This is a genomic window from Lichenibacterium minor (assembly GCF_004137685.1).
GTDB classification, from domain to species: domain Bacteria; phylum Pseudomonadota; class Alphaproteobacteria; order Rhizobiales; family Beijerinckiaceae; genus Lichenihabitans; species Lichenihabitans minor.
On the sequence record NZ_QYBB01000049.1, the window covers coordinates 15765 to 27943 of the forward strand.

10 protein-coding genes and 1 tRNA gene are annotated in these 12179 nt (G+C 72.5%); 5 read left to right on the plus strand and 6 right to left on the minus strand.

The genetic code is table 11. From position 1 onward, the window contains the following. Nucleotides 1-220 precede the first annotated feature (220 nt). On the plus strand, nt 221-433 hold the full coding sequence (locus D3273_RS23575; protein WP_129229357.1) for a hypothetical protein: 213 nt from the start codon (nt 221-223) through the stop codon (nt 431-433). A 61-nt stretch (nt 434-494) separates the two neighbouring features. On the opposite strand, the gene D3273_RS23580 is transcribed toward D3273_RS23575, so the two are convergent. Further along, nucleotides 495-571, minus strand: a tRNA-Met gene (locus tag D3273_RS23580). A gap of 177 nt (nt 572-748) precedes the next feature. Next, entirely contained in the window at nt 749-970 is a 222-nt protein-coding gene (locus D3273_RS23585; RefSeq protein WP_129229358.1) for a CsbD family protein, read from the minus strand. Nucleotides 971-1192: 222 nt separating this feature from the next. On the opposite strand from D3273_RS23585, the gene D3273_RS23590 reads away from it, so the two are divergent. Together D3273_RS23590 and D3273_RS23595 are read left to right on the plus strand one after the other, a co-directional pair. Beyond that, on the plus strand, nt 1193-1420 hold the full coding sequence (locus tag D3273_RS23590) for a hypothetical protein (RefSeq protein WP_129229359.1): 228 nt from the start codon (nt 1193-1195) through the stop codon (nt 1418-1420). A gap of 195 nt (nt 1421-1615) precedes the next feature. Next, nucleotides 1616-2425, plus strand: coding sequence for a hypothetical protein (locus D3273_RS23595; RefSeq protein ID WP_129229361.1), 810 nt, complete (start codon nt 1616-1618; stop codon nt 2423-2425). Nucleotides 2426-2438: 13 nt separating this feature from the next. On the opposite strand, the gene D3273_RS23600 is transcribed toward D3273_RS23595, so the two are convergent. After that, entirely contained in the window at nt 2439-3566 is a 1128-nt protein-coding gene (locus D3273_RS23600) for a YihY/virulence factor BrkB family protein (protein WP_129229363.1), read from the minus strand. Between the two features lie 139 nt (nt 3567-3705). Next, complete coding sequence (locus D3273_RS23605) at nt 3706-5520, minus strand: ABC-F family ATP-binding cassette domain-containing protein (protein ID WP_129229365.1); 1815 nt, start codon at nt 5518-5520, stop codon at nt 3706-3708. Between the two features lie 199 nt (nt 5521-5719). Here D3273_RS23605 and pgi point away from each other — a divergent pair, with 199 nt between their 5' ends. Then, a complete protein-coding gene (gene pgi, locus D3273_RS23610) occupies nt 5720-7369 on the plus strand; it encodes a glucose-6-phosphate isomerase (RefSeq protein WP_129229366.1) in 1650 nt (549 codons plus the stop codon). Between the two features lie 46 nt (nt 7370-7415). Here pgi and D3273_RS23615 read toward each other — a convergent pair whose 3' ends face one another. Both D3273_RS23615 and D3273_RS23620 read right to left on the minus strand, forming a co-directional pair. After that, the gene (locus tag D3273_RS23615; protein ID WP_245501354.1) at nt 7416-9068 is read right to left on the minus strand and encodes a calcineurin-like phosphoesterase C-terminal domain-containing protein; all 1653 of its coding nucleotides are present in this window, start codon (nt 9066-9068) and stop codon (nt 7416-7418) included. Between the two features lie 88 nt (nt 9069-9156). Beyond that, nucleotides 9157-9840: a hypothetical protein gene (locus D3273_RS23620; protein WP_129229369.1), complete on the minus strand. Its 684-nt coding sequence runs from the start codon at nt 9838-9840 to the stop codon at nt 9157-9159. Between the two features lie 184 nt (nt 9841-10024). On the opposite strand from D3273_RS23620, the gene D3273_RS29400 reads away from it, so the two are divergent. Further along, nucleotides 10025-12179: DNA translocase FtsK (locus D3273_RS29400; protein ID WP_281011389.1), on the plus strand; the 2155-nt coding region annotated here is incomplete at its 3' end.

Sequence of the window (12179 nt, forward strand, 5' to 3'; positions counted from 1 at the left end):
CGGCATGGACATGGGGCGGGGATCGCGTCGCGGAACTCGGTCGACCGGGGGGCGCCGCGACCGCCGCCGCTCCCGTGAAGGAAGCCGTGACGATAGCGGGTCCGGTCCGGTTTCAAAAGGCCCGCCCGTCGCGATCGGCCGGCGGGGAACCCGCGCCGGATCGCGGCGGTCAGGTCATGCCCGGCGCAGCGGCGCCGGGCCGGCAGGGGAAACGGACGGCATGGCGGACAGAGACACACGGCTGCGCGACCTGCGCCAGCAGCTGGACCAGCTCGACATCGAAGCACAGGGCAGCGCCCTCACGCCCGGCGAGGCGGAGAAGAACCGTGCCCAGCGTGACGCGCTCCTGCGGGACCTGCGCGACGGCGATGCGGATGCGACGACAGACGCGACCCCGACAGAAGCGGAAGCGCCGCCGACGCTTCAACCCTAGGGCCAGGATGATGAAGCCGCCCATCGCGGCGGCATGACGTCCGATGAGGGAGATTTTTGAATGGTAGCGGGAGAGGGACTCGAACCCCCGACACGCGGATTATGATTCCGCTGCTCTAACCAGCTGAGCTACCCCGCCATGCGCCGCGTCGGCGGCGTGGGCGCTCTATAAGGCGGCCCCGCGCCGCCTGTCAAGCCGCCCCGGACCTTCCGTCGGACGCGGTGGCCCCCGAAACGTCGAAGGGCCGGATCCCCCCGCGGAGGTCCGGCCCTTCGGGTCGACGATGGGACGGGGATCCCGTCCCCGCGCCGATCGTCAGCGCTTCATCGCGTTGTCGGCCGCGTCGGCGACCTTGTCGGCCGTGTCCTTCACGGCGCCCTTGGCGTCGCCCACAGCCTTCTGGGTGTGGCCCTTAGCCTCCTGCGCGGCCCCTTCGGCCTTGGTCTGCTCCGAGCCGGTCAGGTCGCCGATGCCCTGCTTCGCCTTGCCGATCGCCTCGTTGGCCAAGCCCTTGGCCTTGTCGGTGAACTCGCTCATGGTAGATCCTCCGGTAGGCTGTGCCGCGATGGCCACAGGTGCGACCTCAATGCATGATGCGCCCCGGGGTTCCGGGGTCGGCCCATCGCTTGTGCAACGATGCGGCTCGACTGCCGCTTCGCAGGGCGCTCCAGGGTGCATTTCAGGGCAGGACGACGCGCCGGAGATGGTATAGGAGCGGGCCCGCACCGGGTTCCGGGGTCGACGATGGAGGGATGGGGCGTGTTCAAGAAGGTCGCCATGGGCGCCGCGTTGGCGTTGGCGCTGGTTGCCGGCGGATGCGAGTCGACGAAGAGCAAGTACGATCCCGACAAACCGCTCGACAAGATGAGCAAGGAGGAGTGGTGCAGCTTCTACACCTTCTACCTCACCAATCCGGACATCAGCGACGCGAGCCGCGCCAGCGCCAACAAGCAGATGCACACCCGGGGCTGCCCGGGACACGCGTGACCGGCCGGGCGCGGTCGCCGGCCTCCGGATCCCGCTCCCGGCGACGCCGCAGCGCACGGTCTACCGCTCCGCTCGGCGGTGCCTCGAACCGGGTATGGGCCGAGGCCCGTGTCGCACCTGCGGGCAACCCCGGTTCCGTTCATCTCCCGTCGGGGTGAGGGGGCGGATGGTGTGGAGGTTGAACGGAACCTCGCCATGCGCCGCATCGCCTTCGCGCTCGTCCTGATCGCCGCCTCGGGCTGGGCCGCGCCGTCCCAGGCGCAATGGTGGGGTGGCGGGTGGCAACGGCCCTGCTTCGGGGGCTGCGGGCCTCCATTCGGCGGAGGCGGTCGGTGGCGGCCGGACGGCTTCGTCGTGTGGGGCGCCGCGCCGCGCGCGACATGGGACGGTTCGGGGGAGTTCGCTCCGCGCGGCTACGGGCCGGGCCGCTGGGGCTGGCGCCGCATGATGTGGCGGCGCGAGATGCGACGGCGGCGGTTCGAAGCGTGGAGCCGTGGGGCCGAGCGGGACGCGGAAGCCATGCCGCGCGGCGGACCGCAGCCGCGCAACCGTCGCTGGATCCGACGCTGGTCCCGCTGGCCGGGCTCGCCGCCCGGGCCTGGCTTGGCGCGACGGTGGTTCCCGGGCGATCGCGTCACCTCGCCCGGCGCCGACGACGCGGTCGCGGCGTCGGGTGCGCTGCGCGGCGTCCAATCGGCGACCCGCGCGACCGTTCCGATGCGGCTGACGGCCGCGACGATGCTGCGTCGACCGGTGGCGCGCCCTGCCCGGCCGGATGCGGTGCCGGCGACCGTCGCCGTCCACCTGCCCGCGGCCTCGCCCCGTGAAGCCGCGCCCCGACCGCACCGGGGGATGCCCGACGAGCCGCTGACCCGGCCCATGGCCCTGACGAGCCAGCCCGCGGCCCGCCCGAGCGCGGCGACGGTCGCGCCCCTGGCGGTGTCGACCCCGGTCCTGCCAGCGGGGACGCCGCCGGCCGACGTGCCCGTGGCGCCGCTCGACTGAGCTTCGGCGCTTGTCAGGAGCGCGGCGCTCCGGCGGGGACGGCGGCGAGCGGGTCGCCCGCCGCCGAGGCGCGTTGGTCGAGCTCGCCGTCGATCTCGGCGCCCACCAGCAGCACGATGGCGCTGACCCAGAGCCAAAGCAGCAGCACCACGACGGCGCCGAGCGCGCCGTAGGTGGCGTCGTAGGAGCCGAACTTGCTCACGTAGACCGAGAACACGACCGAGCCCACCAGCCACAGCACGGTGGCGATGCCGGACCCCCAGGTGATCCAGCGCCAGCTGGCGTTCTCGCGCGACGGCCCGTAGCGGTAGATGACGGCGAAACCCAGGGCCACGAAGACCGCGAGGACGGGCCAGCGCGCGATGTCGAGCAGCGGCCCGAGCACGGACCCGTAGGGCAGGAAGTTGAGGATGATGGGGATGATCGCCACGGCGAAGATCGCCACGGCGGCGAACAGGATCGCGCCGAGCGTCAGGCCGAGGGCCATCACGGTCTGCACCACGAAGGAGCGGGTTTCCACCTCCTCGTAGGCGATGTTGAGGCCCGTCATGACCGACGAGATGCCGTTGCGGGCGCTCCACAGCGCGAGCAGGACGCTGGTGCCCAATGCCCAGGTCAGCGTGGAGCCGGCCGTCTTGGCGAAGTTGTGCAGCCCGTCGATGATCAGCTTCAGGGCGGCGGGCGGCAGGAGGTAGCTGTAGTCCTGGATGCGGTTCGCCACGTCGTCGGGGTTGCCGACGAGGGCGTAGAGCGACACCAGCGCCGCCAGCGCCGGGAAGATCGACAGCATGACGTAGAAGGCCACGCCGGCCGCCACCAGGCTGATGTTGTCGTTGCCGAAGCGGTCGAACACCGCGCGGGCGATGCCGAGGAAGCCCGGCGGGTGCTTGGTGGCGGTGCCGCTCGTGCCGGCCTTCCCGCTGTCGGTCGCCTTGCCGGCGACCGGAGCCTTCGGCGCCTCCTGGGACGGGCCCTGCGCGGCGGCGACGCTTCGGCGCGGTGTCGCCGAACGGTCGGCGGCAGGCCCCCCCGTCGCCGTGAGTTGCGGGCGCCTGAGCGCGCCCACGAGCGCGAAACCCAGGACGGCGGCAGCCGTCCAGGCCGAGCCCGAAGGCGTTCCCTTCGATATCGGATCGTTCATCTCGGCATCCCCGTGAGCCCAGCCAATGCCCGGCCGTGGAAAACGTTGCGCGCGCGCCACGATGCGGTCGCCGCGCCGCCATCCTTTGATCAATACAAGGCCGGATGGGCGAAGCACAGGCGGTCCGTGCCGAAGCGGTTCAGCCCTCGATCTCTTCCCGCATCATCTCCAGCATGAGCCATTCCTCCTCGGCGGCGGTATGCCGGGCGTCGATGTCCGCCAGCGAGGCCGACAGCTTGGCGAAGCGCTTCGGGTCGCGGGCGTAGAGGCCGGGGTCGTCGAGCCCCGACTGCAGCTTCGCGCGCTGGTCCCGCATGTCCGCCATCTGCTTGGGCAGCGATTCCAGGGCGTGCTTGTCCTTGAAGGACATCTTGCCCTTCCGGGCCGGCGCCGCCCCGGGCGAGGCCGCCGGCCGCTGGCCCGCGGCCGGCGCTTCCGCCCCTTCCTTGACGCGCGCCGTCACGCCCTGCCCGCGCTGCGCCACCATGTCGGAATAGCCGCCGGCATATTCGATCCACCGCCCCTGCCCTTCGGCGTTGATCACCGAGGTCGACACGCGGTCGAGGAAGTCGCGGTCGTGGCTCACCACCACCACGGTGCCGGGATACTCGGCCAGCATGTCCTGCAGCAGGTCCAGCGTTTCGAGGTCGAGGTCGTTGGTGGGCTCGTCGAGGACGAGCAGGTTCGACGGGAGCGCCAGCGCGCGCGCCAGCATCAGGCGCCCGCGCTCGCCGCCCGACAGGCGCGACAACGGCGTGCGGGCCTGCTCGGGGCCGAACAGGAAGTCCTTCATGTAGCCGATGACGTGTTTCGACGAGCCGTTGACGATCACCTGGTCGGAGCCGCCGCCCGTCAGCGCGTCCGACAGCGTCGTATCGGGCTTCAGGCTCGAGCGCGCCTGGTCGAGCGTCGCGAGCTCGACGTTGCTGCCGACCTTGACGTCGCCGCGGTCCGGGGCTTCGCGCGCCGTGAGGATGTTGAGCAGCGTCGTCTTGCCGGCGCCGTTCGGCCCGATGATGCCGAGCCGGTCGCCGCGCAGCACGCGGGTGGAGAAGTCACGCACGATGGGCCGGTCGCCGAAGCTCTTCGACACGCCCTCGGCTTCGATGACGAGCTTGCCGGATGTCCTGCCCTCCGACACCGTCATGGTGGCGAGGCCGACGGCGCGCGTCGCTTCGCGGCGGTTGCGCCGCAGCTCGCCGAGGTCCGCCATGCGGCGGACGTTGCGCTTGCGCCGGCCCGACACGCCGTAGCGCACCCAGTCCTCCTCGCGGGCGATCTTGCGGTCGAGCTTGTGGCGTTCGACCTCCTCCTCCTCCAGCACCGTGTCGCGCCATTCCTCGAAGGCGGAGAAGCCCTGGTCGATGCGGCGCGTGCGGCCGCGGTCGAGCCACACGGTCGACCGCGACAGGTTGGACAGGAAGCGCCTGTCGTGGCTCACCAGCACCAGGGCCGAGCGGAGCGACTTCAGCTCGTTCTCCAGCCACTCGATGGCGGGAAGGTCGAGGTGGTTGGTGGGCTCGTCGAGGAGCAGGATGTCGGGCTCGGGCGCCAGCACCCGGGCCAGCGCGGCGCGGCGCAGCTCGCCGCCGGACAGGTGGCCGGGCTTCTCGTCGCCGGTCAGCCCCAGGTCGTCGAGCAGCGAGCGGGCGCGATACGGGTTGTCGAGCGGGCCGAGCCCGCCTTCCACGTAGGACAGCACGTCGTCGTAGCCGCTGAGGTCGGGCTCCTGCGGCAGAACGCGCAGCGTCGCGTCGGGCTGGAGGAAGCGCGTGCCCTTGTCGGCGACCACGTCGCCCGACACGACCTTCATCAGCGTCGACTTGCCGGAGCCGTTGCGGCCGACGAGGCAGATGCGGTCGCCCCGCCCCACCTGGAGGTCCACCCCGTCGAGCAGCGGCTTGCCGCCCAGGGTGTAGCGGATGTCGGTCATCTGCAGAAGCGGCGGGGCCATCGGGGTCCTGGACGAGGAGAAACGGAAGCGCGGGGGTCGACGCACGTCCTGCACGGTTTCGGCCGGGGCGTCGACCCGTGCCGACGGCCCTGTGTTGCACCGCAGCGCGACTTTTCCGCGGCTTTCCCCGTTATGGTGGGGCGACGACCCGATTCATGGATTCGCGGGCGGTCCCGACGACGCTGGAGCTCGAACCACCATGGCGCAGGACACGGACGACACCAAATTCGCCGGCCTCCGGGCCGCCAAAGACGCGATGGCGGGCAGGACCCTGAACGACCTCTTCGCCGCCGACCCCGAGCGGTTCGACCGCCATCATGTGGCGCTCGGCGACCTCGTCTTCGATTATTCCAAGCAGCGGGTCGACGAGGGCGTGCTCGACGCCCTGTTCGCCCTCGCCCGCGCGCAGAAACTGGAAGAGAAGCGCGACCTGATGTTCGCGGGCGGCATCGTCAACCCGACGGAGGGCCGCGCCGCGCTGCACACCGCGTTGCGGGCGCCGAAGGGCGCTTCCGTCAAGGTGGACGGCCAGGACGTGATGCCCGAGGTGCTGGAAGTGCGCGCCAAGGTGGCGGCCTTCGCCCGCGGGGTGCGGGACGGGTCGATCAAAGGCGCGACCGGGCGCGAACTGACGGACGTCGTGAACATCGGCATCGGCGGGTCCGACCTCGGCCCCGCCATGGCGGCGCGCGCCCTGGCGCCCTTCGGCCACCCGCGCATCCGCACGCATTTCGTGTCCAACGTCGACGGCGCCGACATCGGCGACACGCTGAAGGGCCTCGACCCCGCCACCACGCTGTTCATCGTGGCCTCCAAGACCTTCACCACGCAGGAAACCATGACCAACGCCCGCTCGGCGCGGGACTGGCTGGCCGGCGCGCTCGGCGACGACGCCGTGGAGCACCACTTCGCCGCCGTGTCGACGGCGCTGAAGCTGGTCGGCGAGTTCGGCATCAAGGAGGAGCGCGTCTTCGGCTTCAAGGACTGGGTGGGCGGCCGATATTCGGTGTGGTCGTCGATCGGCCTGTCGGTGGTGATCCAGATCGGGCCGGAGCATTTCGCCGACTTCCTCGCGGGCGGCCACGAGGTCGACACCCATTTCCGGCAAGCGCCGCTGGAAGCCAACATCCCCGCCCTGATGGGGCTCATCGGCGTGCTCTACCGCAACGCCTGGGGCTTCGGCACGCAGGCGGTGATCCCCTACGACCAGCGGCTCGGCCGCTTCCCCGCCTACCTCCAGCAGCTCGACATGGAGAGCAACGGCAAGCACGTCCACATCGACGGCTCGCGCTGCCGCGACGACACCGGGCCGGTGGTGTGGGGCGAGCCGGGGACGAACGGCCAGCACGCCTTCTTCCAGCTGCTGCACCAGGGCACCGAGATCGTGCCGGTCGACTTCCTCGTCGCCGCCGAGCCCACCGACGCCGACCTGCACCACCACGAGCTGCTCGTCGCCAACTGCTTCGCGCAGAGCCAGGCGCTGATGGTGGGCCGCAGCGAGGCGGAGGTCGAGGCCGTGATGGGACGCGCCGGGGCGAGCCCCGAGGCCATCGCGGCCGTGAAGGCCCACAAGCAGTTCGACGGCGATCGCCCGACCTCCACCTTCCTGTACCGGAAGCTCGACCCGCGCATGCTCGGGCGGCTGATCGCGCTCTACGAGCACCGCGTGTTCACGATGGCGGCGATCTGGGACACCAACCCCTTCGACCAGTGGGGCGTGGAGCTCGGCAAGGAGCTGGCCAACAAGCTCGCGCCGATCGTGTCCGACGCGGGCGCGTCGCTCGACGGGCTCGACGGCTCGACGGCGGGGCTCGTCGAGCACCGGCGGGCGCTGATGGGGCGGGGGTGAAGGGCGGTCGGGCCGGGTCCGGCGCAGGACGCCGGACCCGGCCTCGTCAGCCCTCGACTTCCAGCGCCAGCTTCGTCGACACCGTGCGCCCGTACTCGTTCACGGCCTCGACCACCATCGGGTAGGTGCCGGGCTTCAGCGCCGGCAGCCGCGACACGTACAGGTGCGAGCAGGGTGCGGCCGACACCCACGGCTTCTTCGTCGCCTCGTTGCGGGCGTAGACCTCCGCCACGAAGGGGTCGGGGGCGACGCGCTTCGCCATCGGCACCGGGTCGGCATCGCCGATCCGCAGCGTCACGGCGGTCTTCGGGCCGCCGTCGAACACGTTGGCCACCACGGTGGCGGCGTGGAGCTCGCGCGCCGGCAGGCGGGGCTGGAGCAGCGCGCCGGGGCGGTAGTCGCGCCGCATCTCGTCGTGGAACTGGCCGAGCACCGACACGCGGATCTGGCGCCCGTCCGGCTCCTTGGCCGGGACGAAGCGGGTCTCGTAGCGATTGCCGTCCACCGACAGGATGTGAAAGCCGTTGGGCGTGCCGTCGCGGCTGTCCGCCACCGCCACGCCGCGGTGGTCGATGGGGCCGCTCCACCAGGAGCCCGACACGGCGGTGAGCACGTGGTGGTGGTGTTCGCCCGGCCCGGAAAAGCCGTCCTCCGCCCCCAGATAGTGGTGCTCGGTCGTATGCGTGTGGCCGGACATGCTGAGCGTGAACCGCCGGCCGGCGAGGAGCCTGAGGAGTTCGGCGCGGTTCACGAGGTTGTTGGACGCCTCGTCGCCGCTGTAGGTCTTCAGGGGGATGTGCAGGGTCAGGACGATGAGCTTGTCGTCCGGCACGTGGGCCAGCAGGTTGCGCACGAAGTCGAGCTGCGCGTCGTCGAGCTTGCCCTGGTATTTGCCGGCATCGTGCGGTTTCGTGCGGTCCGGGCCGAGGTAGTCCACGTCGTCCAGCATGACGAAGACCGCGTCCGCGTAGGCGAAGGCGTAGTGGGGCGGCCCGAACACGCGCTTGAAGGTTTCGCGGGCGTGGCGGCGGTCAGGCGCCTGGTAGTTCAGGTCGTGGTTGCCGCCGATGCTGTACCAGGGAAGGCCCACCGTGCCGACGATGCGGTTGAAGCGGTCGTAGAGCGACAGGTCGTCGAACAGCAGGTCGCCGAGCGTCATGCCGAAGCGGGCCGGCGTGCCGCGCAGGGCGGGGATCACGTCGTCGCGGACGAAGTCGAGTTCCGCGTCCGTTTCGGGCTGCGTGTCGGTGAGGACCACCACGTCGAAGCGCTTCGGCTCCTCCTGGCGGCGCAAGGGGAAGTCGACCGACGCCGGCAGCGGGCCGGTCGGCGCCACGCCCTCGTAGGCGAGGTCGAGCGACGCCGGCGAGCCCGCCGGCTGGTGGACGTAGAAGAAGCGCGGCAGCAGCGTGCCGGGCTCCACCGGCGTCATGTAGCCCGACGGCTTGACGACGAAGACCACCGTCTCGTCGGACACCGGCAGCGTGTAGCGCCCGTCGGCGTCCGTCACGGCGACGTCGCGGCCGTTCGACACCAGCACCCCCGCGAGGCCGGGGCGGGATGCCCCGTCGGTGTCGTCGAAGACCCGGCCCGTCACGGTGGATGCGGCCGGCGCCGCCTGCGCTTCGGCCGCCGCCGGGCTCAGCGCCAGGGCGACGCCGCCGGCCGCGGCCACCCGGATGACGTCCCGTCGCGACATCCCGTCCCTGTCCGCCGCCATGTTGCTGCCCCCGCTGTGGATGGCGGAACGCTAGCCGGCCGGCATGACGGCGGCGTGACCGGCGCGGTCAGCTGCCCTTTCGGAGCCGCAATGGTTCGGCGCTGTCGCCGGCGAGCAGGAGTTGCGGGACCTGGGTCAGCCGCCAGTGCGCCCCGTCGCGGTCGAGCACGAGGACCATGTCGAAGCGGTGCGACGGCCAATGCGGCGCCGTCACCGTGCCCCCCGTGACGGCGGACACGAGGTCGGCGATGCGCTTGTGCTCCCAGGCCACGAGCCCGACGCCGTCGCGCCGCAGCAACGCCGCGGCGGCGTCCCGCTCCCCGTCGGGGCCGAACGCGGTGTCGGGCGCGAGGCCGGTGAGCTCGGCCAGCGCCGACAGGGTCAGCGGAGACCGACGGCTGAGGTGGTCCGCCGTGGGGGCCGCCGCGACCAGGAAGGTCGGGCGGGCCAGGCCGGCGGGCAGGCCCGCGCCGTCGCGCGGCGCGAAGAAGCGGGCCAGGGCGCCGGCCCGCTCCCAACCGCGCACCAGCAGGGCGTGGACGTCCGGCCGGCCGTCCGGATCGAGCCCGAACGGGGCTTCGCCGTCCCGCTCCGGCTTTTCGGCGTGGCGGATGATCATGACCTTCGACGGCCCGACGCCCTGCGCGGCCGCCGGAGCGGGGCCGAACAATCTGGCCGCCGACGCCGAGCCGAGGACGCTGGCGGCGGTGCCGACGAGCCCGCGCCGCGTTATGCCGTCCGCCTTCGCCATGCCGGTCCCCTCGTGCCGGGCCCGACCTAGCACGGACGGCGACGCGACGCACGGCGGGCGGTTGCGCATATGCGGAACCGCCCGCCGGAGCCCGCCCGAAAGTCCCTGTTAAGGTGAACGAACCATGGTGAACGGGTCGTCGCTTGCGACGGACCAATTCCGAGTCGAGCCAGCCGCGGGTCCCATGACCTCCTTCAAAGAACCGAACTTCTCCTATACCGAGGCCACGCTCCGGCGCGAGGTCCACACCGACAACTCCCATTGGGAGTTGATGTACAAGGCGATGCTGGCGCAGCTGATGACCTACGTGGATGCCGCGGTGGCGCGCGCGCTGGCGGAGCATGGCATCGACGAAACCTTCACGGCCCGGGCGCAGGCGACGGCGCGGGCCGCCGCGCAGAGCTACGCGGCCGATCGTGACGCCGGGGCCCGCCCGACCGCCGAGGCGCACCGCTACGACCCGTCGATGGGCGGCGCCTTCTCGGGCGCGGCCCTGCCGCCGTGGCTGCAGCCCTTCGCCCTGCCCGAGCAGGTGCGCTTCACCCGCACGCCCGACGCGCTGCTGCGCCACCCCGCCCCTGAGGGCGAGGGCGAGCCGGTGGCCGAGGAGGTCGAGGCCGCCGACGCGATGCCGACCTGGAAGAAGCCCGTCGTGCTGCCCGCCAACGTGCGCTTCAACCGCACTCCCTATCCCAAGCCCTTCGAGGCCGCGGGCGGCCACGAGGAAACGGTCGGCGCCCAAACCTTCACCGGCGAGCCCGACGCGTGCGACGCCGAAACCCCGCCGTCCGGCTGGCCCGTCGACGGCGTCGTGATCGCCCTGGCCGACGTGCAGGCCGAGCGCGCCCTCGCCGCCGCGGCGCTGAACGCCGACGACGTCGCGGCGCCGGCCGCCGAAGCCGCCCTGCCGGCCTGGTTCGGCTTCATCCGCGCCGACGAGCCCGCGCCGCTTCGGCCCGCCGACGAGCAGGACAACGCAGGCCTGGCCGTCGCCGCGCAGGCCGCCTCCGAGGCCGTGGCCCCGCAGGCGGAGATGGCCGGCCCCGCGCTCGACGCGGCCGAGCCGCTTCCCGCGCCGGAGCCGACCCCGTCGCACGAGGACGACCTCGCGGCCGCCTGGCTCCAGGCCCACGAGCGCACCTTCGCCAAGGCGCTGCGCCTCGACCCCGAGCAGTCGTTGGGCGAGGTCCTGGCGGCCGTCGAGGCCGTGGCGCTCGACCCCGCCGCTTCCATGAACCCCTACGGCGACATGGGGGCGTGGCTGGCCCCGGCGCCGGCCGCCCCCGATGCCGCGGCATCCGAGATCTCCGCGCTCGGCGCCGCGATGGCCGACGTCGTGGCTTCCGACGTCGTGGCTTCCGAGCCCTTGCCGGCCGAGACGGCCGAAGCGCAGCCGGCCCTGCATCCCTACGGCGACATGGCCTTCTGGATCGAGGGCCTGGCCGACCCCATCCGTGTCGCGCCCGAGCCCGTCACGGTCGCGGAAGCGCCGGTCGACGAAGACCTGTCGGCCCACCCCTTCGGGCTGGCCGGCCTCGCCGTCGCCTCGGAGATGGCCCGCGCCGCCGCGCCCACGCTCGCCCTGCCGGCCCCCGAGGCGGACATCCGCGTCGTTCCAGGGCTGCTGGCGCTGCCGGCCCCGGAATGGCTGTTCCTGCCCGAGCCGCTCGTCGTGCCCGCACCCGCCGACGAGGTCGCGGTCGAGGCCGCCCTGGACGCCCTCCCCGAAGCCGAATCGGACGCCTTCGGCCCCTACGGCGACCCGCGGCTGTGGGCGGAGCCCGCCGTGGCGGCCGCCGAGCCCGCCCCCGCGCTGCCCGAGGTCGGCCCCTACGGCGACGCCAGCCTGTGGTTGACGCTGGTCGACGAGGAGCCCGCGGCCGTGCTCGCCGACGCGGTCGCCGATGTCGCCGCGCCTGCCCCGGCCGCCGCGACCGAGATCCCGGCTCCCCCGGAAGCGCGCGGCTTCGCCGGGCCGATCCGCTCCGGCATCCGCCGCACCGTCGGCGCTTCGCACGGCCTGGCTCCCTTCGAGCTGACCAACCGCGTCACCTCCGACCCGGAACTCTACGAGGACCCGCCGCTCGACCTGCTGATGCTGACGCCCGAGCCGACCGGCGAAGTCCTGTCGTCCGGCGCGCTGGAACAGAACGCCCGGCTCCTCGAAGGCGTGCTGGAGGAGTTCGGCATCCGCGGCGAGATCATCGACGTGCGCCCCGGCCCCGTCGTGACGCTCTACGAGCTCGAACCCGCTCCCGGCACCAAGTCGTCGCGCGTGATCGGCCTCGCCGACGACATCGCCCGCTCCATGTCGGCCGTGTCCGCCCGCGTGGCGGTGG